The 24201-nt window shown below is 63.0% G+C and carries 11 protein-coding genes; 9 read left to right on the top strand and 2 right to left on the bottom strand.

Going from position 1 to position 24201, the window contains the following annotated elements; genetic code table 11:
- Positions 1 to 4 precede the first annotated feature (4 nt).
- The 9 genes from BLR26_RS14850 to BLR26_RS14810 all read left to right on the top strand — a co-directional run bounded on the left by BLR26_RS14850 (position 5) and on the right by BLR26_RS14810 (position 13436).
- Positions 5 to 2371: a type VI secretion system Vgr family protein gene (locus BLR26_RS14850; RefSeq protein ID WP_093381830.1), complete on the top strand. Its 2367-nt coding sequence runs from the start codon at positions 5 to 7 to the stop codon at positions 2369 to 2371.
- Positions 2371 to 3240 carry a VRR-NUC domain protein gene (locus tag BLR26_RS14845; protein WP_093381825.1) on the top strand — a complete coding sequence of 290 codons (870 nt, stop codon included), beginning with the start codon at positions 2371 to 2373 and terminating at the stop codon, positions 3238 to 3240. The genes BLR26_RS14850 and BLR26_RS14845 overlap by 1 nt, the downstream gene beginning before the upstream one ends.
- Before the next feature lie 2 nt (positions 3241 to 3242).
- Entirely contained in the window at positions 3243 to 4799 is a 1557-nt protein-coding gene (locus BLR26_RS14840; protein ID WP_093381822.1) for a type VI immunity family protein, read from the top strand.
- A gap of 430 nt (positions 4800 to 5229) precedes the next feature.
- Positions 5230 to 5715 carry a DUF6708 domain-containing protein gene (locus BLR26_RS27495; RefSeq protein WP_309475557.1) on the top strand — a complete coding sequence of 162 codons (486 nt, stop codon included), beginning with the start codon at positions 5230 to 5232 and terminating at the stop codon, positions 5713 to 5715.
- A 232-nt stretch (positions 5716 to 5947) separates the two neighbouring features.
- Positions 5948 to 7147 (top strand): DUF2169 family type VI secretion system accessory protein, encoded by a 1200-nt coding sequence (locus tag BLR26_RS14830; RefSeq protein WP_093381817.1) that lies wholly within the window; start codon positions 5948 to 5950, stop codon positions 7145 to 7147.
- 174 nt (positions 7148 to 7321) lie between these two features.
- Positions 7322 to 9061 (top strand): dipeptidase, encoded by a 1740-nt coding sequence (locus tag BLR26_RS14825; protein ID WP_093381810.1) that lies wholly within the window; start codon positions 7322 to 7324, stop codon positions 9059 to 9061.
- A gap of 113 nt (positions 9062 to 9174) precedes the next feature.
- Positions 9175 to 9825 (top strand): hypothetical protein, encoded by a 651-nt coding sequence (locus BLR26_RS14820; RefSeq protein WP_093381808.1) that lies wholly within the window; start codon positions 9175 to 9177, stop codon positions 9823 to 9825.
- 156 nt (positions 9826 to 9981) lie between these two features.
- Positions 9982 to 12585 (top strand): autotransporter family protein, encoded by a 2604-nt coding sequence (locus BLR26_RS14815; RefSeq protein WP_093381805.1) that lies wholly within the window; start codon positions 9982 to 9984, stop codon positions 12583 to 12585.
- On the top strand, positions 12585 to 13436 hold the full coding sequence (locus BLR26_RS14810) for an alpha/beta hydrolase (RefSeq protein WP_093381803.1): 852 nt from the start codon (positions 12585 to 12587) through the stop codon (positions 13434 to 13436). The genes BLR26_RS14815 and BLR26_RS14810 overlap by 1 nt, the downstream gene beginning before the upstream one ends.
- A gap of 14 nt (positions 13437 to 13450) precedes the next feature.
- Here BLR26_RS14810 and BLR26_RS14805 read toward each other — a convergent pair whose 3' ends face one another.
- Both BLR26_RS14805 and BLR26_RS14800 read right to left on the bottom strand, forming a co-directional pair.
- The gene (locus tag BLR26_RS14805) at positions 13451 to 14926 is read right to left on the bottom strand and encodes a TolC family protein (protein ID WP_045194002.1); all 1476 of its coding nucleotides are present in this window, start codon (positions 14924 to 14926) and stop codon (positions 13451 to 13453) included.
- 53 nt (positions 14927 to 14979) lie between these two features.
- Positions 14980 to 24138, bottom strand: a complete 9159-nt coding sequence (locus BLR26_RS14800; protein ID WP_093381801.1) for a DUF4347 domain-containing protein — start codon at positions 24136 to 24138, stop codon at positions 14980 to 14982.
- Positions 24139 to 24201 lie beyond the last annotated feature (63 nt).

Below are 24201 nucleotides of genomic sequence, written 5' to 3'. Positions count from 1 at the left end.
CCCCATGCCCCGCCAAAGCGACCTGCGCTTCACCTTCGAGCCCCTGCAGGGCGACGCCTTCGAGGTGGTCGAGTTCCACCTCGAGGAAGGCCTGTCCCAGCCCTTTCGCCTGAGCCTGGAGCTGGCCAGCCACGACCCGGCCGTCGACTTCAACCGCGTGCTCGACCTGGCCGCGCTGTTCACCCTGTGGCGGGGCGACACCCCGGTGCGCTACGTGCACGGCCTGGTCAGCCTGTTCAGCCAGGGCGACACCGGCTTTCGCCGCACCCGCTACCGCGCCGTGCTCGAACCCAGCCTGGCGCGCGCCGGCCTGCGCTCGAACTGGCGCATGTTCCAGGGCCAGAGCGTGCCCGAGATCATCCTCGCGGTGCTCGAGGCCCAGCGCCTGAGCGAGGTCAAAACCTACCTGTGCTTCGACCATCCGCCGCGCGAATACTGCGTCCAGGCCGGCGAAAGCGACCTCGACTTCATCGCCCGCCTGGCCGCCGAAGAGGGCCTGCTGTACAGCTTCGAGCACCGTGCCGACGGCCATACCCTGTGGCTCACCGACCGCGTCGGCGGCCTGGGCACCATCGGCACCCACGAGCACTGCCCGGTGCTCTACCAGCCGCTGGCCGGCGGCGACAGCGCCGAGCCGGCCCTGCAGCGCTTTCACTACACCGAACAGGTGCGCAGCGCGCGCCAGGTGCAGCGCGACTACACCTTCACTCACCCCTACTACAACCTGCAGCACAACGCCGTCGGCGCCAGCGACCTCGACCACCAGCACAGCGACTACGAACGCTACGACTACCCCGGCCGCTACAAGCGCGACGCCAGCGGCAAGCCCTTCACCAAAACCCGCCTGACCGCGTTGCGCAGCGACGCCCGCCTGGCCCACATGGAAGGCGATGACGCGCGTCTGCAGCCGGGCCTGGCCTTCGACCTCAACGACCACCCGCGCGAAGACTTCAACGACCGCTGGCGCACCATCGCCATCGAGCACCACGGCACGCAGCACAGCAGCCTGCTCGAAGAGGCCTTCGGCAGCGACAGCGGCACCGCCTACCGGCTCAGCGCCAGCGCCATCCGCTGGGACGCCGACTGGAAAGCGCCGCTACGGCCCAAGCCGCGCATCGACGGCCCGCAGATCGCCAGCGTGGTCGGCCCGCCGGGCGAAGAGATCTACTGCGACGAATGGGGCCGGGTCAAAGTCAGCTTCCCCTGGGACCGCGACAGCCACCAGGACGACCACAGCTCCTGCTGGATCCGCGTCGCCCAGGGCTGGGCCGGCGCCACCTGGGGCGCCATGGCCATCCCCCGGGTCGGCCAGGAACTGATCATCAGCTACCTGGACGGCGACCCCGACCAGCCCATCGCCACCGGCCGCGCCTACCGCGAAACCAACCTGCCGCCGTATCAACTGCCCAAGCACAAAACGCGCATGACCATCAAAAGCCGCAGCCACAAGGGCCAGGGCTTCAACGAGCTGCGCTTTGAGGATGAGCTGGGGCAGGAAGAGGTGTTCATCCATGCCCAGAAGGACAAGAACGTTCATATCAAACACAACAATGGGGTGTTTGTTGGCAATGATCGCAGTGAGAAGGTCGAGCGCGATGAGCAGATCGAGATCGGCCACGACCGCAGCGAACGGGTCGGTAACGATGAGCGGGTTGAGGTTGGGCAGGATCAGTATTTGCAGGTGGGGCGTGATCGCTTTCAGACCATTGGCCGCAACCACTCGCTCAACATCGGTGGCGATCGTATCGAGGAGATAGCCAACAATCGATTAGAGAAGATTGCCGCTGACTATCACTCCGAAGTTGGAGGCAACGCCCAACATTCGGTGAGAAACGCCTATCAGCTGTCTGCCCGCCACAGTATCGAGCAAAAGACTACCCGCTTCGAAGTTGCCGCAGGCGAGCGAATCGAGCTCAAGGCCGCTGGCGGGAGTATCACCATCGATTCCAGGGGCATCACCCTCGACGGATTGACCATCCATTTCAAGGGAACGGTGACCAGCGATGCAAACGGATCGGGTAATTCGTTTACCCATGCACCTCCCTCTCCCGCTCCACTCGGCAATTTCTTGGGCCGCTACACGCTGGTGAAGAACGATCAACGCGCCTTCTCAGGTTACCGGTACCGCATCAGCACTGGCGCGAGCGTACTCGCCGAAGGCTTGACCCGCACTTCAGGCGAAACCGATTGGGTGACAACCGAGAACGTCCAAGCCGTGCAGGTCCATAAGGCCGTCATGCGTGAAGACCAACGGATCACCGAGGACTGGCAGTCAAAAGTGGCTGCGATCGACTGGCAAGCTGCTGAGTACAGTGCCGATGAATTGTTTCCGGACGCATTGATTGACTATTACATGGGAGTAGATGACTGATGCCAGCCCCCGCCGCTATTGCGCGTGTAATCGAGGCCGCCTATCGCGCCTACAGGGCGCATCAGGTTTCTGAGGCAGTAAAGAGCGCAGCAGATCTGGCCGAATTCGCGCACGAGATTACTGAACGCAGAAACAAGATCAAGCAAGTTCTTCAAACCACCATAGAGAAGATGGCGCAGGAAGTTGACACTAAGAGTTCAACCTTTGCTCAAGTCGACCACGGTGGCAATAGCACCGTCTCCAGAAGAGGCAATGAAAATATAACGTTCAAGGAGTTCATTGAGCGCAAGGTTCCCTTTCGCCCTGCCATTAGCCAGGTGTGTACCACTGCGTTGCAAATCCCCATCAAAACACCTCGACGGATTCGCAAGAAGATGGGTGATGAATTGGTCAACAGCACAATCGAGATCGCACTCAAGCAACTCACTGCCTCATTGTTTTTCGAAGCCATTGACGAAGCGCTGGACTGGCACAGCCCACTCAAGGCTGAACCCAATTACAACCGTGCTAGCAGCAAAGCTCTGCTAGGTGAACCACCGACACGGCCCAAGCGCTTTGGCAAGGTGACGTCATTCTGGCCGCGACCTCGGGGAAGCCTTGCACCGGACTTGGTGGTAGTCGAGTACCGACAAGAACCCTTTGAAATCGAAAACGTTTTTGCGGCAGTCGAAATCAAGTTCCCCAGGGATTGGGCCAAGGCGATACAGATAAAGGAATACGTCGACCTCATGACGCCAAAATCCGGGGTGAATCGAGAGAAGATCGGCAAAGAAAAAGTAGCACTGCTGCGGGTTCCGGAAGATTGCACTGGCTTCGAAGCGGAAGAAAAGAAAAAAAATGTACAGAAAGGCAAAGGTGGAAGGAGCTAGCCATGAGCACTACGCACGAACTATTTGATGACGAAGAGCGCCGCGACTTTATTGATTTACTCAAGGAGTGGCCAAATTCATATTGGGGGACAGATGAGGCTCGGCACAGTATCAGCCCATTTATAACCTTCTATTTCTTACCCAAAGAAGAAGAAAACAAAGAAATTTCAGCACTGTTAGTTGATATTCACGAGGAGTTTGAACAGCTGGCCGGGTACCCCTATAGCATCTTCATGCACGGCGCCGCTGCACGCCCTCGTCGCTATGATGCATTGCACCGCCCTGACCTTAGAAAACTGGCCAGCAAGACTGAGCCGTACGAATACTTTGTCTTCGAGTTCACCGATGAAGAAAACCATGCCTCTTCACCGACGACGGCCGGCTACTTTTGGCGCAGCAAGTTCAAAGCGGCCGACTGGAAAACAGCCTATTCATCGATTGTCTTTTACTACCGCTGGCAATGGTGGCTGGACAACCGCGAGGCGTGGCGCACATTTGTGCTCAAGACCATCGACCGGCTCAAAGCCGACCAGGTCTATAGCGGCTTTGCCATGGCCAACCCGCTGGAGTTCGGCACACGTGCCGCCGTCACCACCTGGGAGCGCGCCTTGACACCTGCGTTCTACGGCTTGGATATCGATTACCCGTACGGGATGGACAACGAGTTACTCGACGGCATTCGCCCGCCCACGTGGGCCTTTTTGCTCGCCGACCCCTGGCGCGAGAAACTTGACCTGACGCGTGAGCAAGTGCACAACGCCCTGGCGCATCCGCGCATCAGTATCACCGAATTGCAATGCGGCCTATGGATCGAACTGGGCGAACAACCGGAGCTCTATCCCGCCGAGTATGGCGTGCCTGAGTTGCCAATGCTGTTGAACAAATTGTTAAAGCCCATTCGCTACGACGACTTGGGCTTATTGGGATTTGGTCAATGGGACGGCGATCCCAACGAGCGCTTCACCGACGCGGACGGCCGTCGCTGGATGGGCCGCTTTGATGCCGACAGCGACTGGCCTACACCCTTCATGCGCGTTGGCGCGCTGCCGACGAAGACGTGCACTCTACCCCCTGCACCGGCATGCGCCGTCGCCGGTATGCCATGCCTCCAAGCCGGGGTTTGGCGCATGGTCGGCCAGGCGGACAGCCGCCGAGTGTTTGAACAGGGGGACATCCTGCCCCACTTGAGCAATGAGTCGGATGACGGCTTTGTTATCTGGCAGCGCGACCCCGACCAGACCCCGCCGGAACCGGCTCGTTACGCCAACAGCCATGAGCCAGCTCCTCGCGCAGGGCGCTGGGAACTTGAGAGCGACCCGTGCGTGTCATGCGAACTGCGCGTGAATGATCTGCTCCCGCTTCATGCAGATCAGATTGTGCGCTGGCGCTGGCTTGGCTTCGGGCTTCGTGTACTCAGTGGGTCACTGTGTCCATATCCTGGAACATGGGTATGTGAGTACAAAACTGGCAGCAAGCGCTTTTTCGAATACGAGGCCCCTATGCCGACCATCGACGGCGAAAAAGTCGTCTGGTTTTGGTTGACCATATCGCCCCTGTGAGACTTGCTACTTGGTGATCATTGACTGCAACAACCACTCGCTACAGCCCAAGCAGAACGTACAAGCCGCGACCAAAACGCCATAGAGAGCACGTTCCAATGTACATATTCGACGACGCTATGAAATATAGTCCACCCTTTCTCGACAACCCCGCTCCAGGGCGCAAGTACGACCTGCCACGTCCGAACCAGCCACCAACTATGGAGCCTTCCCCTCTATTGCTGGCGAATTCGCCAAATCACGTAAATGACATATATCTGGAACTTGCCAGCTCCACGGCGTGGATTCGTGGAATCGGGCTTTGGTGTGCAGCGTGTATGGCTGCAACAACAATTGCACAGGCTTATTTTTTTGTCCTTATCAGCTTTAGTGCCCCACCGCCCTACCTCCAATTTTATATATATCAGAACTAGGAATTACGCTCATTGGATTGTGGCTAGTCGCTTATATCTGGAGAATGGACACCGAAGCCCCCCGAGACGAACCTATTCGGTTCAACCGCCTCCGTCGCAAAGTCTATGTATACCGTTTTTTCCATAATGGTCTTCTTCCTTTTAGCCGAGTTGCCTGGGGGGTACTCCCGGTAGCATACGATTGGGATGACCTCCACGCAGAAGCCTGTAGAGGCTATGTTCCTGGAACAGCCAGAGTAGAGAACATAACAATTAGTGTTCTTAAGCCAGGTACAAACGAGGTATTAGATCGCTTCCCGTTTTCCTGTGACATTCTACAAGGCGAAATGTACTGGGCCATGGCCCAACTATTCATGCAGCAGGGACCGCAGGCGCTCCCTGCCTTCCCTCGCCCGCCCCGGGACTGGAACAACGAAAAGGTCACCTTCAATCTCGCCCGGCGCCTCGCGCCCAAGGTGAAATGGCCTGAAGATCTGGACCTGGAATCACGGACGGCACCTTGATGCCCGTAAAATAAACAGCCCCTAGTCAACAAAAATCAAGATCTCCTCCGACATATCTGACAGACAAAAGCAAAGAGCCATGTAGGACGCTTCTGATTTCCATCTCGTCTCTTGAGGCACCAAGCCCCACCCACCTAGATTCCCCTGACGCGTCCCCTGCAGCCTCAGCCTCAGGCTCAGAGCGCTACCCCAATCAACGGCAAGGATGTCGACATCAATTCAAGGACCCACGATGGAATTTCACAACCAGACGCCCTTTGCCGCGCTGTGTTTCAGCGCACTCGACCCGCGGGGCAACGAACATCCCGTGGTGGTCATCAAGGTTGGTTATCGCCTGCTGCCGATTGCCGGCCAGCCGGGGCACTGCAGTGCCGAAGTGATGGCTGAGGAACCGGCCCTGCTCTGCGCCGCCGATCGCTACTTCGGTGAACAAGGCCGCAGCAGTGTCTATGAAGAAAGCGACCTGGCGCCGTTCAAACCGCGCTGCGATGTGATCGTCAACGGCCATGCCCACGCCCCCGGCGGCGAACCGGCAACGTCCTGGACCGCCGGCATCCGCTTGAGTGCGCCCCAGGGCGAAACCGCGTGCGACATACTGCTCGACAAACAGCTGCGTTTCAGCGGCCCGCGCTACTTTGAACACGGTCTGTTCAGCGGCTGGCGCCTGTCTGCCGCGGAGCCGGCCACCTGCGTGCCGCTGCGTTGGGAGTATGCCTTTGGCGGCAGCAGCGTGTTGGCCAACCCCGGCTACCCGGGCACCAGCGCCGAGCCCTACCTGCTCCATCAGGTCTGCTACAGCAACCCCCTGGGCCGGGGCTGGATCGAAAAGCGTCACGAAAAACACGCCTGGTCCCTGCAAACGCCACTGCAACGCCTGGCAGCGCCGCAAATCGAAACACTCGAGCGGCCGGTGACCCACCTGCACATCACTCACCACCCGGACGGCGACATCAGTGCGGCCGACATGGCCCAGCTGTCGGCCACCTACGGTTACTGCCCGGCAGGCTTCGGGGTGGTGGGCCGGGACTGGGCACCACGCCTGGCCCTGGCCGGTACCTATAACAAAGCCTGGCAGGCAAAGCCCTGGCCCGGGCTACCCGCCGACTTCGACTTTGCCTACTGGAACGCTGCCCCTATCGACCAGCAAATTGACTTTCTTCCCGCCAGGCTGCGCATCGAACTGTTCAACCTCACGGCTCCAGCCCTGGGCCACAACGGCCAACTCTGCGTCGAACTGCCCGCGCACCGGCCCTTCGTGCTGATGCACCTGCGCAGTGGCGAAGTCCTGGCGCTGCCCCTGTTCACCGACACCCTGCACATCGATACCGATGCCATGACCCTGTCGTTGACGCACCGGATCAGCCTGCCCCGCCCGGATGACATCGAGGCACTGGAGGCCTGCTTCGATGCCGAGCCGTGCGCGGCTGACTGAAAACTCCACGCCATTCCCTCCCGACGCTTTTTCGTTTCTGCGTCGCTTTTACGTTTCTGTGCGACACATCCCACTTCAGGCACTCCCGTACCAGGCCCTCATGGTGGTAGCTTGGAAATGTTTTGTTGCACCCATCCTTTCTCATTATTTGCCTGCAAAGGAATGCCCCCCGCAATGAATTTCGCCCTGAAAAAACTGGCTGCGGCCACCTTGATGCTGGCTGGCCTGGCGTCAATCACCACGCCTGCCTATGCCAACCTCACCCCACAGCAAAGCGCGGCCATTCTCAAGAGCTTCAGCGACACTTCGGTCAAGGACTTCCGCCAGTTCCTCGCCAGCCTGGCGAAAAGCGAACTCGGCAAGGCCGACAAACTCGATCAGAGCATCGCCGCCTTCCTCGCCAACCAGCAGCTGACGGCTGAACAACAGAACGAAATCCATCGCCTGCTGGGCATCTATGCGCGGGTCAAGTACGGCGATGCGGCCACCCAGACCCTGCGTGAGCTGGTGGCCATCCCGACCTTCCGGGTCGACGGCGTCGAGCAGCACGACAACCCCGAGTTCATCAAGATCGCCGAGAAGATCAAAGGTCTGGCCAAGGCTTTCAACCTGAACTTTCGTAACATCGACAACCGTGTCTATGAGATTTCCCTTGAAGGCAAAGGCGATGAAGTGGTCGGCATCCACGCCCACGCCGACGTAGTACCGGTGACGCCAGAGAACTGGGTACTCAAGGACGGCACCCGCCTTGACCCGTTCAAGGTCACCCTGATTGGCGATCGCATGTACGGCCGCGGCACCGAAGACGACAAAAACGGCATCGTCGTGGCGATGTACGCGATGAAGATCATCAAGGAAGAAAAGCTGCCACTGGCGCGCAACTTCAAGCTGCTGGTCGACACCACCGAAGAGACCACCGGCGACGCCATCCCCTACTACTTCGAACGCAACCCCACGCCCAACTACAACCTGGCGCTGGACGGTGGCTACCCGGTGGTGATCGCCGAGAAAGGCTACGGCACGGTCATGGCCAGCTTTGCCCGCCGCGCAGGCGAAGGCAACGGCGCTGAAATCACCACCCTGAGCGGTGGCCTGGCCACCAACCAGATCCCTTCGACTTCGGTGGCGACCCTGGTGACCGACAAGCCCGCCGAACTGGCAGCCAGCCTGCAAAAAGCCGGCGCTGAGTACGTCAAGGCCAATGGCGGCAATTTCGAGGTCAGCGCCAAGGTCGACGGCAAGGATGTAAAGCTGACCGTCACTGGCGTCTCGGCGCACTCCTCTGAACCTGAGTCCGGGGTCAACCCGGTGGCGCGGATGCTCGGCTTCATCAACGGCCTTGATGGCAAGGTTGCGCTCAAACACAACCACATCACCGACGCCGCTCGCTACGCCGCCGACAACTGGGGCCTGGACTACCTGGGCGGCAAACTGGGCGTGGGTTTCTCCGACAGTTTCATGGGCCCGCTGACCACCTCGCTGACCTACGTTGGCCTCGATGACAAAGCCTTGAAACTGGCGGTCAACCTGCGGGTGCCAAAGGGCAAAAGCCCGCAAACCCTGAAGAGCGAAATCGCCGGCAAGCTGGATGCATGGAGCAAGCAGAGCCACATCAGCCCGACCTTCGACTACTCGATCGCCGAGCCGATGTACCGCAACCCCGAGGGCGAGTGGGTCAAGGCGCTGCTGGCGGTTGCCAGCGAGAACCTGGGCATGAAGCACGAATTCGGCACCTCCGCAGGCGCCACCTCGGTGCATGAACTGCCCAACGGCGTGCAGTTCGGCCTGGCCATGCCCGACGTCAAGTACACCGGGCATAACGACAACGAGTTCAAGACGGTGGAGCAGTTCCTTCTGGACCTGCAGGTGGTGACGGAAATGATGGGGCGTGTCGGGCAACTGCCCAAGCTCTGACCCATGCAGCAGGCCCGCTGTTGTGGCGGGCCTGCCTTGCGCAGTTTGTTAGACGCTATCGCACCACTTGCAGGTTATGATCCACCAACGTCCCTCCATGGAATGGATAAAACATGCACAAGCCCCCACCCAGGTCACGATTGCTCAGGGCCGCAGTGTCTGCACTGGCCATCGCCAGCATCAGTGGCTGCCTGACCAGCAAGTTGTACGAGCCGCGAGCCAGCGATGAAGTCTATACCGAGCAGGTTGGCCAGCTCTATGTGACGGCAGACCAGAAGAGCTTTGTGGTGCTGGGCAAAAAGTACCATTACTTCATCCTCGTCGAACCCGCGCTGTTGCAGGCGATTCGCTCAGGGTTGCATGCCAGGATGCAGGCCGAGTTTCTGCCGGTTCACGTCAGCATGTATGAAACCCTGGACGGCGAGTTCGAGCTCAGGATTCCCGGGCTTGCGCAACTCCAGGCACATGAGTTCAACGAGGCAAAAGCGCTGGGCTTTGTGGTCTCAACGCAACAGGACGCCCTGGTGCGTCGCTACAAAATTCAAGGCAGCCGATTCGAGGCGAGAAAGGACATCAGCGCCCTGGAGGGCAACACGCTGAACAGCACCTACACCCTTCAGGTTTCGGCCTACAGGGAAAAGAGCAAGGTCACCCAGGTGCTGCTGACACCGGTCACTGTCACTGCGGATGGCGTGTTGATGATCCTCGCCGTGCCGCTGCTGCCGGTGGCGTTCATGGCGGCGCAACCGTTCCGGGTCAAATAGCACTTGTACAGCCAAGTGATATCATTTTGACGTCAACTAATTTACCATCGCCGCGCTCTTCTGCGTGGCCCTGTCTTTTTGTCAGCGCAAGGTCCAGCCCCGCACGGAAGCGAAGCACTTAAAACGCCGCTAAAGGAATGAACCGTGACCCCCGTGATGTTCCGCAAAACCCTGCTCGCCCTGGCCGTAACCGCCACCGCCCTGCCCGCCCTCGCTGAAACCGTGCAACTGACCAACGCCGGCTTCAAAAGCGAGCACCAGCGCTACAGCGGCAACCTCGAGATCAACGGCGCCTACAGCGGCGGCAGCGACGAAGATGCCATCGAGCTCAATGGCTCGAGCATCGAGAAAGACCTGATTCTCAACGCCACCATCAACAGCACCGGCGACTTCGCCGGCGGCGTCGATATGGACGTGTGGGAAGGTACGCAGCCGTGGGTGGCCAACAGCGTTGGCGGCGACGTGATCAACAAGGGCAGTATTTCTGCCATCGGCGGTGGCGCCAACGCGCTGATGATCGACCCGGCCAAGATCGGCGGTAGCGTCATCAACGAAGGTTTGCTGTACGCCGAAGGTGCGCCGTTGAGCGACGACGGCGGCCGTGATGTTGCCCGCGCCGTGGATTTCTCCGGCTCGTCGGTGATCAAGGGCGACCTGCTCAACGCCGCCAGCGGCAAGATCATCGCCAAGGGCGAAGATGCCAAAGGCATCAACCTGGAAGGCGGCGAGATCGTCGGCAAGGTCATCAACCGCGGCCTGATCGAGGTCACCGGCGCCGGCGCCACCGGCATCGACGCCACCACCAGCGGCTCGGGCATGTACACCGACATGGTCGACCTGGCCGGCATCGAGAACCACGGCACCATCATTGCCAATGGCGACGACGCCGAGGGCATCCGCATCGACGGCGCCAGCTTCACCGGCATGAACAACCACCTGGTCAACACCGGCACCATCCGCGCCGAAGACGCCGCCATCGCCATCGGCTTCAGCGACTTCGACAGCCCGGGTGCCCAGCCCTGGTACAAAGCCGAAGGCGACTTCAACATCTTCAACAGCGGTTCGATCATCTCTGCCGACGAGGCCATCGACGCCTCGGAAAGCAACCGCCCGGTCGAGCTGATCCTGCGCAAAGGCAGCGTCATCGTCGGCAACCTGATCGACCTGAGCAACATCGAGATCGAAGGCGACACCTCCTTCACCGGTACCGACAGCCGCGCTGACGGCGCCAACATCCGCATGAAAGACGGCGGCTGGATCGATGTCGGCAGCCTCAGCGACGACCTGAAAACCACCCTGACCTTCGAAGCCCCGCACACCAGCATCGACGGTAACCTGTACGTCGCCGGCAACTCGGCCCTGGGCCTGAACCTGAGCAGCGCCACCGACGCCAACCGCGCCGTGCTCAAGGTCAGCGGCACCACTCAGTTCGGCCAGGGCGCCCAGTTGCAACTGGCGGCCAAGGGCGAAGACTTCAACGCCAATGGCAGCCGCTACACCCTGCTCCAAGCCGGCCAGATCGAACTGCTGGGCGCCGACGGCGAAACAGTCGACCCGAATGGCAAACTCAACCTGGTCAGCAGCTCGGCGCTGCTCAAGGTCGACAGCTTCACCGTCGACAACAACCAGGTGGTGGCCGTGGTCACCGGCAAGGGCAAGGAAGAAGTCGAACAGATCATCACCAACCAGGGTGGCTCGGCCAACAGCCAGAAAGCCCTGGGCAGCCTGACCGCCGACGGCATGATCGCCAAGCTGGCCAACAACGATCCGTTCAAGCAGGCGCTGCTCAACGCCGACGAAGCCCAGGTCGCCAAGCTGGCCTCCGAGCTGACCCCGGAAACCAACGGCGGCGCGACCCAGGCGGCCACCACCAGCCAGAACCTGGTCAGCAACGTCACTGGCAGCCGCACCAGCTCGCTGCGCGGCGCCTCCTCGGGTGAAGGCTTCAAGGAAGCTGGCGTCTGGGTGCAGTCGCTGTACAGCGATGCCAGCCAGGACCTGCGTGACGGCGTGGCCGGCTACAACGCTTACAGCCGCGGTATCGCCGTCGGTGCCGATGGCAAGCTCAACGACAACCTGACCCTGGGCCTGGCGTACAGCTTCATCAACACCGACGTCAACGGCAAAAGCGGCAACCAGACCGAAGTCGACAGCCATGCTTTCACCCTCTACGGCGGTTTCGAGCACGGCAACTACTTCGTCGATGCCAGCCTGACCTACGGCTTCAACGACAACCAGAGCAAGCGCAGCATTGCCGGCACCCAAGCCAAGGCCGACTATGACAGCGACCTGCTGGGCCTGAACCTGGTCGGTGGCTACACCTATCACATCAACCCGCAAGTGCTGGTCGAACCGCGCCTGGCGGCCCGCTACAGCCTGGTCAACATCGACGGCTACCGTGAAAAAGGCTCTTCGGCAGCGCTCAAAGTCGAAGACCAGCGCTATGAAGCCATCGAGCTCGGTGCTGGCCTGCGCGTGGCCGGCAGCGTCGCCCTGGGCGCCGGTACCCTGGAGCCGCAAGCCAAGCTGATGGCGTATCACGACTTCGCCGCTGACGAAGCAAAAAGCACCTCGACCTTCCTGCTCGGCAGCACGCCGTTCGTGACCAGCGGTGCCAAGGCGGCGCGTGACAGCTATGAAGCCGGCGTGGGCGCCGACTACAAGCTGGGCGCGGTAACCCTGGGCGTCAACTACGACTACATCGGCAAGTCGGGCTTCGATGCCGACGTGTTCTCGGCGAAAGTCCGTTACGACTTCTGATGAGTCAACACCTTGCCGGCCCACACCCGTGGGCCGGCGTCGGTCGAACCTTGGGGGCGCTGCTGGTCAGCGCCCTTCTTGGTGCCTGCCAATCCCCCTTTCAAGCGCTGCAGGAGCTGGCTGAACAGCACGGTCGCCACATACAAATCGTGCCGGGCCAGGCGTTCCCGCTGGTCCTCTTGCCGCCGTCTGAGCAACGCCCCAGCGAGCGCCTGCGGGTGTACCTGGAGGGCGACGGCCATGCCTGGGCCACGGCTAGCCAGCCGAGCCTCGACCCCAGCCCGCGCAACCTGCTGGTGGCGCGCCTGGCGATCAATGATCCAGCCCCCAACGCCTACCTTGCCCGGCCCTGCCAGTTTGTCTCGGCTGCAGGCTGCACGGCGGCGCTGTGGACCGATCGGCGTTTTTCCCAGGAGGTAGTGACCAGCCTCAGCCAGGCCCTGGACCGGCTCAAGCAGCGCGTTGGCAATCGCCAGTTCGAGTTGGTGGGCTATTCAGGTGGTGCGGCATTGGCCGTGCTGCTGGCCGCGCAACGGGACGATGTCGCGCAGATCCAGACCCTTGCCGGCAATCTTGATCCAGGCTTATGGGTACAGCTCAAAGGCTTGTCGCCCCTGAACGGTTCGCTCGACCCGATGGTCTATCGCCAACGCCTTGTAGCATTGCCCCAGCGCCATCTGCTGGGCGGCCGCGACCAGGTGATCAGCGCCGAGATCAGCGCCAGTTTTCGCGGCACGCAGGCATCCAGCCGGTGCAATCAACGGGTGATCATCCCGGCTGCAACCCACGAGCAGGGTTGGGAGACAGCCTGGGCGCTTTGGCAAGGCCAGGCGATCGGACCCTGCCCCTGAACCCAGGCATCGCCTCACTGTGCCCAGCGCGCCTCGCTGTTTTGTAGCGCCGAGGCAATGGTCGCCAACTTGCCGTCCGGCAGGGTGTCCGGCAACAGGTCGGTACCGGAGCTGACGTACAACTGCGCATAGGCATTACGCAATTCGGCATACGACAGGTCGCGCTTCAACTGTGTCTGCAGGTTGTTCAGCTCGCCCTGGATAAGCTCCAGCTCACCAATGTTCTGGGTCTGGTAGCGGTTGCGCAGTTGCTCGGCGATCTGCCCGTCCAGTGCCGCCAGCTCTTCGCTGGTGCGAAACTGCCGCGCGGCCTCGTTGTAGTTGGCGTTGGCCACGTACAACTGCGCCAGCACCGCCATCGACATCGCCTGGCGGCGCGCCGCCGCGACGTCTTCGCCGGCCTTGGCAACCTTGATGGCCGCCGGTGCCGAAAGCACGTTGAACAGGTTCCAGGTCACCTTGACGCCGTAATCCGCCCAGCTCTGGTTGACCAGGAAGGAGTTGCTGTCGTAGTGCCCGCCGGCCGAGAACTCCAGCCCCGGCAGCAGGCGCAGCATGGCCTTGCGGGTTTCGGCGGCACTGATCCGCGCCTGGTAGTCCTGCTCGCGCAGTTCCGGGCGGCTGGCCAGGGCCTGTTGCTCCAGGCGCGTGAAGTCGCCCTTGAACTGCGGCACCGTGTAGCCCTCTTCCGGCGCCAGGCTGAAGTCGGTGTTCAGCGGCAGGTTGATCAGCGCCGCCAGTTCCGTCTTGGCCAGCGACAGCGCGCGGCGCTGCTCTTCGAGCTGGCGGGTCGCCTCGATCAACGCACGCTGGTAGCTGAGCGACTGCACCGGGTCGCCAATGCGCTGGCTGCTCATGTGCTGGCTGTTGTCCCGGGCCTGGGCCACGCGGCCCATCAGGCTGTCGATCTGGGTCAGCAGGCGCTGCGCCGCGACCGCCCGCCAATAGGCCGAGCGCACGTCCTGGGTGATGGTGTGGATGACCTTGCGGCGCCGTTCCTGGAGGATCAGGCGCTGGTCGGCCTGCTGCTTGGCACTGACGTAGCTGACACCGAAGTCCAGTACGTTCCAGACCATGGTCAGGTCCGCCACTTCACGGTCGCGGTCCTGGGAGGTCGACGGCTCCAGGGACTGGGTACCGGTCTGCACGCTCTGGCTGCTCGAAGCGCTGACATTGTTGCGCCCGGCGTAGCCGGCTTCCATGGCCATGCGTGGCAGCATGTCGAAGCGCGCCAGGTCGACCTGGCGCTTGGCCAGGGCTTCTTCCATGACCTTAAGGCGTGATTCGAGGTTGTACTTGACCGCCCGGGCCATGGCCTGGTGCAGGGTCAGCGGGCCGTTGAGCGGCTCCTGGTCCTTGAACATACTGACCAGGTCGGTGCGCGCGCGCTCCTCGCTGATGCTGCGCTCGATCGGTTCGCTGGTAACCGCACATCCGCTGATTGCCAGCGCCAGCAAGCTGGCGCTGAACAGTTTCTGACTTTTTTTCATCCTTGGGCCGCCCCCTGGTACGGCTCGATCATCTCTGAATAAGTGCTGGCGTTTCAGGTCCGGTTGCCGATCTGTGTCGGCTGTGCCAGAGCCATGGCCAATTCGCGTACGGGACGCTGTTCGGCGTCCTTGATGTCCTGCAACTGCTGCTCCAGCGAGGCGGCGCCAAACACTGCGCGCAAGCCTTGGGCAGGGTCGGTGGTGCGCCACTGCTTGCCGTCGAAAACCCGCATCGACTCGCCCTCCGGCGCCGCCTCGCGGGCAAACAGGGCGGCAAAGGTACTGGTGCCGAACACGCCCCCATCACCGCCGCCAAAACCGAGAAAGCCCTGCCCCGATCCGTCGCCGCTGCCATCGCTGCTGGCAAATACCTGGGCGATGAAGCTCGGCGCGCTGAGACCGTTGTGAATGAAAATGCTGCCCAGGGTGTCGATGCCACTGCCCAGCGTGCGCTCCTCGAACAGCGGCGCGGGCAGCATCGGCGACGTGCTGGCAACCGACGGCAACTGCGGAACTTGTGGCTGCAGCAGCGGTACGCTCACCGCCGGGTTGCTGACGGGCGGATTGACCCGGAATTCGAGATCGCCGACATCCTGGTTCGGCAATTGATACAGCGGGCTGCTCATCGACACCGCCAGGGCATTGCCGGCGCCGTCGCGGATGCCGCTGTTCAGCGCGTTGAGGCTCAGCCCCAGGCCGCCCTGGCCGCTGATACTGCCCAGGGTTACCCGGTAGGTACGCGCATCCAGTTGCTGCACCGACTGCACCACCCCCGTGGCGCTGCCGCTGGACAGCACGCTGAAGTCAGCGGCATCGACGCCGCTGACCGCCTCGTCAAAGCTCAAGGTGTAGCTCAGCGTCCGCTCGCCGGGCGTTGCCGGAGTTTGCACGGCGATCTCGGCAGGCCGCGGTGCCCGGGCATCGACGAGGATGCCGGCGGTGCTGGCGACGTTGCTCAGGCCGGTGCCGGCATCGTTGCCGCGTGCATCACGCACGGTGCTGCCATTAAGGTCCAGGCTCGGCGCCACGCTCAGGCCATTGCTGGCCTGCAGGCCCGGGCTGATGGTCAGGCGGAACACCAGGGTGTTGCTGCCGGAGCCGGAAACGTAATCGGCATACACCACCCGGCCATTGTCCAGGGTGACCGCCAGGCGCGGCGCGCCATCGGCGGTATCGACCAGCACCGCTTCGTCCAGCTGCACGCTGAACTCCAGCCCCTGCCCGGCGACATAACTGCCCGCCGCCGGCACCGCCACCGCAGTCACGCTTGGCGCCACGCGGTCGATACTGTAGCTGCTGCCTTGCAGGCCCCCTGCAAGGGCGTTGCCGGCCGCATCGGTGATGCCGGTGCCGGTCGGATTCAGGTCCAGGCGCAGGGTGCCGACACCGCTGAGGTTGTCGACCAGGACGCTGTAGGTGCGCCCGTCAAGCTGCGTCACGCTGCTGATCCGCCCGCTGGCGCTGGCGCTGAACGCCAGGCTGAAGTCGGCCAGGTCAACGCCGCTGACGCTCTCGTCGAAGCTCACGGTGTAGCGCAGCGAACCGCTGTTGCTCGGGCTGACATCGACGCGAACGATATCCGCCACTTGTGGCGCTGCGGTATCGATACGCACCCCTGTGGTGCTGGCGAGCCCGTTCAGGCCCAGGTTAAGGGGGTTGCCTGCCGCATCGCGCACTGTGCCACCGTTCAGATCCAGGGTGCTGCCGACCTGGATGCCATCGGCATCGTTGTTACCGGCTTGCACGCTGTACTGGAACACCAACTGGCCGCTACCAGAGCCGGACACATAGCTGGCATAGCGGGTCAGCCCGCCAATAGTCAGCTGCAGGCGCGGCGTGCCGGCAGAGGTATCGACGATCAGCGCTTCACTGGCGTTGACCGTGAAGCTCAGCACGTCGCCAGCGTTGTAGCTGCCTGCTGCCGGTACCGACACGCTGGCCACCGTCGGCAGCACAGCGTCGACCAGTACGCCACTGGTGCTGGCGACGTTGTTGAGGCTGATCAGCGCGTCATTGCCAACGCTGTCGCGCAGTGCACCGCCATTGAGCACCAGGCCGCTGCCCAGGCTGATGCCGGTGCTGTCGAGCTGGCCGTTGCTGACCGTCAGGCGGAACACCAGCGCGCCAGTGCCAGAGCCGGACAGATAATCAGCGAACACTGTGCCGCCAGTGTCGAGGGTGATTTGCAGGCGCGGTGTACCGGTGACCATCACCGCCTCGCTGAGGTTGACGGTAAAGTCCAGGTGCTGGCCAGCGACATAGTTGCCGTCGGCCGGCACCGTAACGCTGTTGACCGTCGGTGCCACCCGGTCGATCTGGTAGCTGGCGCCGCTCTGCCCATTGCTCAGGCTGTTGCCGGCCGCGTCGCTGATGCCGGTGGCGCTGCTGTTGAGGTCCAGGCGCAGGCTGCCAAGGCCGCTCAGGCCGGACACCAGTACGCTGTAGGTGCGCCCGTCCAGCGAGGTGACGCTGCTGATGCTGCCGTTGGCCGTGCCACTGAACACCAGGCTGAAGTCGCTGGCATCGACACCGCTGACCGCTTCGCTGAAGGTCAAGTTGTAGCGCACGCTGCCGGCATTGCTCGGGCTGGCATCGATGGCCAGCAGCGCTCCAGCGCTGGGTGCCAGGGTATCGACCAGCACGCCGGCGGTACTGCCCAGGCCATTGAGGGCCAGCACCAGCCCGTTGCCGGCGGCGTCGCGCAGCGTACCACCGTTGAGGTCCAGGGTGCTGCCGAGCTGAATGCCGTCGGCATCGTTGACGCCGGCATCGACACTGTACTGGAACAGCAACTGGCCGCTACCGGAGCCGGACACATAGCTGGCATAGCGGCTCAGCCCGCCAATGGTCAGTTGCAGGCGCGGCGTACCGGTGGAGGTATCGACGATCAGCGCTTCGCTGGCGTTGACGGTGAAGCTCAGCACGTCGCCGGCCTTGTAGCTGCCCGCAGCCGGTACCGCGACGCTGCCGATAACCGGCGCCACGGCATCGACATTGACGCCCGTGGTGCTGCCGACGTTGTTGAGTGTCGCGACTGCCAGATTGCCCGCCTGGTCGCGAACCGATCCGCCGTTGAGCACCAGGTTGCTGCCAAGGGTGATGCCGTTGCTATCGAGCTGACCGCTGCTGACCGTCAGGCGGAATACCAGCGCGCCGGTCCCGGAGCCGGAAAGGTAATCGGCGAACACGGTGCCGCCAGTGTCCAGGGTGATCTGCAGGCGCGGTGTACCGGTCACCGTCACTGCCTCGCTGAGGTTGACGGTGAAGTCCAGCTGCTGGCCGGCGACGTAGGTGCCATTGGCCGGCACGCTGACACTGGTAACCTGCGGCGCGATGCCGTCGATGACCAGGTTGTGGTTGGCCCCCAGCGAATGGGCGGAGCCCGGCGTTGGCAATGTCAAAACGGCATTGTCGAAGGTGGCGTTGCGAATCACTGCACCATTGAGGGCCAGGGCGGCGCTGCCGGCGTAGTCGAGGTCGGCGCTGGTATCACCGGCCTGCACGGTGTACTGGAACGTCAGGGTGTTAGTGCCCGAGCCGGCCACATAGGTGGCATAGCGATCGATAAGGCCGGTTTCCAGCAGCAAGGCCGGGATGCCGCCAGTGGTGTCGACGCTGACCATCTGGTCGAAGGTCAGGGTCAGGGTAATGCTGTCGCCGGTCTTGTAGCTGCCATTGGCGCTCTGCGCCGAGACATCGGTAACCCGCGGGTTCAACGAGGCGACGTTGATGCTAACGGTGTCGGTGTCGGTCTGCGCCCCGCCGCTGCCGCTGCCGCCCAGGTCGCTGGTGGTGATCTGCAGGCTGGCCGAACCGTGGTAGCCGGCCACCGGGGAGAACACCAGGCCGTTGAGCGCGGCATTGATATCGCTTTGCGAGCCGGTGAAGGTCATGCTCGCATCGCCCGTGCCGCTGCCGACGGTAAACACCAGGCCGCTGAGGCTCGACAGCGTCAGCAGGCCATTGCTGGCGGTCAAGGTCACCTGCAAGGCGGCGCTGCCGGCGTCAACATCGCTGATGCTGATCAGGTTGCCGTTGCCGTTGTTGAAGGTCAGCGAGCCGTCCTGAAGGACGTTCTGGCTACTCGGTACCTGGTTGACCGGCGCATCGTTGACCGCACCAATGGCCAGTGTCACCACCCGCTGAGTGAGCTGCGCCCCGCCGCTGCCCGTGTTGCCGCCATCGTTGTAGGTCACCGTCAGGTTGACGTTGCCGTTGCCGTTGGCGGCGCCGATGTAGGAGACCCCGTTGGCGGCGATAAAGGCGTTGATGTCCGATACCGAGCCGACCAGTATCAGACCGCTGCCCAGCGTGTTGACCGAGACGCCGGCGCCACTGTTGGCGTGCAGTTGGCCCAGCGCCACGCTCAGGGTCAGGGTGACCTGCCCGCTGCCGGCATCGGCATCGCTGATGGAAATGCCCGACACCGTGCCAGAAGCATCTTCATTGAAGTTCAGGCTGCTCGGTACGCTGAGGATCCCGGCGTCGTTGACGGCCTGGATGTTGACGGCCTTGCTGGCGACGGCGCTGTCGCTGTTGCCGTCATTGACCGAGAACGAGACGGTGCGCGTCGAGGTGTCGGGGTTGTCGGAAACGTTGCGATAGCCCACCGATTGCAGGGCGACCTGCCACTGCCAAAGGGTCGCGGTGGCCCCCGCCGACGTCAGGGTCAGGACGCCGGTCGCGGCGTTGTAACTGGCGTTGATGTTGCCCGTAATCGGCGAACCGGAGCTGAACTCCAGTACATCCTGGCCGGCGCGGAAGTTGCCGGTGATGCTGATGGTAGCGCTGGCCAGGGTGTTGCTGTCGATGTCGCTGAGCGTCAGCCCGCTGTCGATTGCCACGGGCCCTGCGTTCTCGAAGTAGGTTTCGCTGCCGCCGCTGGTGGCGATCACCGGCGTGTCGTCTACTGTCGCCACGGTCAAGGTGCGCGTCGCGGCCGGGCTGTCCAGGGTGCCGTCGTTGACCACGAAACTCAGGGTCCGGGTAGCCGTGCTGGGCGATTCGCTCTGGTTGCTGAAGGTCACCGAGGCCAATGCCGCCTGCCACTGCGCAAGGGTGGCAGCGGCGCCTGCGGAGGTCAGGGTCAGCACGCCGGTGGAAACGTCGTAGCTGGCGCTGATGTTGCCCATGGTTGCCGGGTTGTTGGTAAATGCCAGCACGTCGAAACCGCCCTGGAAATTACCGATAATGCTGACCCTGGCGCTGGCCAGGGTGCTGTTGTCGGAATCGCTCAGGGTCAGGCCGCTGTCGATGACTACCGGGGTCGAGGGGCCGTTGTTGCCCTCGACGAAGTGCGCGCTGCCAGCGCTGGTGCTCAGGTTCGGCGCGTCATTGACCGCCGTGACGGTGATGCTGGCAGTGTCGCTGGCGATGGAAAACGCCGTGCTGGCGCCGCTGGCCGTGGTGTCGACCTTGCTGCCCTGCTGCCCTGCCGAGGCGCCAGTCTGGTCCCAGGCCTTGTAGGTCAGGGTTGCCACCATGGCGTTGGCGCCGTCGGGCACCAGGCGCAGCTTGTCGCTACCGCGCAGCAGCAAGGCGCTGTTGCCGGCCACGGCGCCGATATCGCTCCAGGTGCTGCCATCGGTGCTGTACTGCCAGGTGCCGGTGCCGCTGTTCAGGCCGGTGATGGCGATACCGACAAGGGCGCCGGTGTCGACATCGGTTACGCCACTGAGGAAGCTGGCAACGGTTTGCCCGGGGTTGTTCAGCTGGCCATCAGTGATGCCGATGAGCACCGGTGCAGTCGGGGTCAGCAGCGGCGCGTCGTTGACCGCGCTGATTGTGATCTGCGCCTGCGCGGTGCCGACCGAGAAGCTGCTGCTGCCGCCGTTAATGGTGGTGTCGCCAGTGCGGCGTACTGAGTTGCTGGAGGCCGTGCCGCTGGTCTGGTCCCAGGCCCGTAAGGTCAGGCTGGCGCTACCGGCATTGGCGCCATCGGGGACGAAACGCACTTGCGTGGTGCTCGACAGCAGCAGGCCGGCGCTGCTGGAGACCGCGCCGATGTCGGCCCAACTGAATCCGTCGCTGGAGTACTGCCAGAAGCCATTACCGCTGCTGCCGATCACGGCGACGCCGCTCAGCGAACCGGCGCCGTCGACATCGCCATGGCTCAGCCCGGCAAGAATGCTTGCAATCAGCTGGCCGCTGGAGCTGCTGTCTTCATCGGTGCCCGGCAGCACGAACGGCCCGCCCGAGAGGCTGGGCGCATCGTTGCTGGCCTGCACCGTGACCGTTGCGCTGATGGCCAGCGAAGTGCTGTCGGCACCGCCATTGCCGGTGCCGCCGGTGTCCGCCACGCCGCTCAAGGTGATCACCCGGGTGCCGATTGTCGGCGCATGGCTGAGGTTGCTGTATTGCACGCCATCGATCAGCGTCTGGGTCAGGCCGCTGCTGATGCCGGCGGCCTTGGTCAGGGTCACCGTCGCGGTCGCGCCGCTGAGCGTCACCGAATAGCTGAAGCCGTTGATGGCCGTGGTGCCCGAGGCGCCGTTGACCAGGTCGATGTTGCTGCCGTCGAGGGTCAGGCGCTCGTTGCCGGGATCACTGACATTGCTGACGGTGAAGGTCAGCTGCTTGATGCCCTGCCCGGCCTCGACGGTAGACACCACCACCGCGCTGAACAGGTCGACCGGCGCGCCACCTTCGGTGAAGGTCGGGGTGCCGCCGCTGGCGGTTACCGTCGGTGCATCGTTGACCGCGCTGACATTGACGCTGACCAGGGCGCTGGCGTCGCTGGCGCTGTCGCCATCGTTGATGCTGACCTGCACCGTACGCGCCGCGGTTGAGATATCGCCATTGTTGCTGTTGCTGTAGGTCAGGTTGCGCACCAGCGCCTGCACCGCAGCGGCGGTCGCGTTGCTGTTGAGCGAGATCACCAGGTTGCTGCTGGCGCTGCCGCCGGCAAAGCTGCCGATGATCACCCCGGCATAAGTCACGTTGCTGCCCGAGACACCGATCTGCCCGGCCCCGCTGCCCTGGTTGAAGATCCCCAGCAGGTCTTCGCCGCTGACCCGGTTGGCGGTGATCGCCACAGTGACGTTGCCGCCGTTGAAGTCCGCCGAGTCCAGGTCGGTGAGCAGCGCATTGCCGCCGGCATCGAGCAGCACCGGCGCCCCACCCTCGATAAAGGTGTTGCTGTCGCCATTAAGGTTGCTCAGCACCGGCGGGTCATTGGACTTGGTGGTGAAGTTCAGCGTGGTGTTGTTCTTCACCCCCTTGAAGATCGCGCCATCGCCATCGACGAAGGTCTTGGCGTCCAGGCGGATGGCATAGCCGGTGCCCAGTGCCAGGGGGACCGGCAGGGCGATGGTCCAGGTGGTGCCGGAGCCGCTGATCTGCGCACTGCCAATGGCGATGGTCTGGACCACGACATTGTCGAAGGTGCGCACGATGTAGATGTTGCCGCTGCTACCCTTGCTCACCGCTTCGTTGAAGGTCAGCACGATGTTGGCGTTGGTGTCGACGTTGCTGGCGTTGTCGCTGGGCGTCGAGCTGACCACGATCGGTGGGCGGTCGTTCTGTACATACAGGTTGCCGGCGGTGGCGTTGAACCCACCATACAGGTCGATATCGCCGTCGCCGTCGAAGTCGGCGGCGCGATAGGTGGTGCCGGTATGATCGACTAGGCTCAGGCCGGCCAGCGGCGACTGGGCCAGGGTCTGCAGGGTGAAGGTGCCGTCGCCGTTGCTGCGCGCATAGGCGAAAGCTGTGCCGTTGCCGCCAGTCTGGTAGAGGATGTCGGCGTCGCCATCGCTGTCGAAGTCGGCCAGCACCATGCGGCCGAACGCTGCCGGGGCCGGGAACGAGGCGGTTGACTGGCTGCTGAAGGAGGCGCCGTCATTGCGCAGGTAGACCCCGGTGGTGGCGTTACTGCCGGCCAGTACGTCGATGTCACCGTCGCCGTCGATGTCGGCGGCGTAGTAGTTGCTGCCGTTGTGGTCCGGCAGCGTCAACCCGGCAAAGGGTGATTGCGCCAGGGTCAACAAGGTAAAGGTGCCGTTGCCGTTGCTGCGCGCATAGGCGAAGCCGGTGCCGTTGGCGCCGGTCTGGTACAGCAGGTCGGCGTCGCCGTCGTTGTCGAAGTCAGCGGCGAGCATCCGTGAGCCGGCCGCTGGCGCCGGGAAGCTTGCCGTCGACTGGCTGCTGAAACTGCCGCCGTCGTTGCGCAGGTAGGTGCCGGTAGTGCCGTTGACCCCGGCCAGCACATCGAGGTCGCCGTCGCCATCGAAGTCGGCAACGTGGTAGTTGGAGCCGGTATGGTCTGGCAGCGACAACCCGGCAAAGGGCGACTGCGCCAGGCTTTGCAGGGTGAAGCTGCCGTTGCCGTTGCTGCGCGCGAATGCCCAGAGCGAACCATTGCCCCCGGTCTGGTAGAGGATGTCAGCGTCGCCGTCGTTGTCGAAATCGCCCACCACCACCCGGCTGCCGGCGGCGATGGTGGTGCCGCTCAGCGGCGCGCTGCCGGTACTCCAGGAGGTGGCCAGCAGCCCCTGGTAATCGTTGAGCGCCAGGGCCGTGGTTGCCAGCGGGCCGCTGCTGCGCTCCAGGGTCCAGTTGCCGCCCAGCGCACCGCTACCGGTGTCGTCGCTGGAGGCGCCGATGTCGGCACCGGTCAGGCTTGCCAGCTGGCTGACAAAGGCCTGGCCAGCATCGTCCTTGCCGACCTGGCAGCCATACAGCATCAGGTCGCCGTCGGCCTTGAGCGACTGGCCGATGGACTGCAGCGCCTCGCCGTGATCGGCAAGGTTGCTGCTGCTCAGCCAGACATTGCCCAACTGCACGGTACCCGAAGCACCGTGGGAAAATACATGGATGGCATCCAGGTCGCTGCGGCCCTTGAGGTAGTCGGCCATTTGCTGCAGGCCGTCCTTGCCCGGGTCGAGCACCACCACTTCACTGCCCGCCGGCAGGCCCTTGAGGGCTTCCTGCGGGTTGCTGATCTGGCCATCGACAAACACCACTTCATGGCGTTCGCTGGCACTGGCGCCACGCGTATCGGCAGTGGCCAGCGCGGCCCTGTCGGCCTGCGCGGTATCGCTTGCGCTGTCTTTGCCGGTGTCCTTGGCGGCCTCGGCAGTTGCCTCCTGGGCAACCACCGCAACCGAGGCGTCGAACATGATCCGCGGTTCCAGGGCAAACAACAGCGGTGCCTGACCGGCAGGGGTGGGCACTGGCCGGCCCTGGCGTTTGAATCGGTCGATGAACTTCATGTTGCACCTCAGGCTGTACGGGTTGTTGCCCTAAAACTGCTATGGAACGGCTATGGCAGCGGT

This window comes from Pseudomonas sp. UC 17F4, from assembly GCF_900101695.1.
Classification (GTDB): domain Bacteria; phylum Pseudomonadota; class Gammaproteobacteria; order Pseudomonadales; family Pseudomonadaceae; genus Aquipseudomonas.
Note: the sequence above shows the minus strand (reverse complement) of the source record. Positions and strands in the feature narration are given on the sequence as shown.

Coding starts and splice junctions, on each gene's coding strand:
- BLR26_RS14850 (WP_093381830.1), top strand. CDS start 5: ATGCCCCGCCAAAGCGACCTGCGCTTCACCTTCGAGCCCCTGCAGGGC.
- BLR26_RS14845 (WP_093381825.1), top strand. CDS start 2,371: ATGCCAGCCCCCGCCGCTATTGCGCGTGTAATCGAGGCCGCCTATCGC.
- BLR26_RS14840 (WP_093381822.1), top strand. CDS start 3,243: ATGAGCACTACGCACGAACTATTTGATGACGAAGAGCGCCGCGACTTT.
- BLR26_RS14830 (WP_093381817.1), top strand. CDS start 5,948: ATGGAATTTCACAACCAGACGCCCTTTGCCGCGCTGTGTTTCAGCGCA.
- BLR26_RS14825 (WP_093381810.1), top strand. CDS start 7,322: ATGAATTTCGCCCTGAAAAAACTGGCTGCGGCCACCTTGATGCTGGCT.
- BLR26_RS14820 (WP_093381808.1), top strand. CDS start 9,175: ATGCACAAGCCCCCACCCAGGTCACGATTGCTCAGGGCCGCAGTGTCT.
- BLR26_RS14815 (WP_093381805.1), top strand. CDS start 9,982: ATGTTCCGCAAAACCCTGCTCGCCCTGGCCGTAACCGCCACCGCCCTG.
- BLR26_RS14810 (WP_093381803.1), top strand. CDS start 12,585: ATGAGTCAACACCTTGCCGGCCCACACCCGTGGGCCGGCGTCGGTCGA.
- BLR26_RS14805 (WP_045194002.1), bottom strand. CDS start 14,926: ATGAAAAAAAGTCAGAAACTGTTCAGCGCCAGCTTGCTGGCGCTGGCA.
- BLR26_RS14800 (WP_093381801.1), bottom strand. CDS start 24,138: ATGAAGTTCATCGACCGATTCAAACGCCAGGGCCGGCCAGTGCCCACC.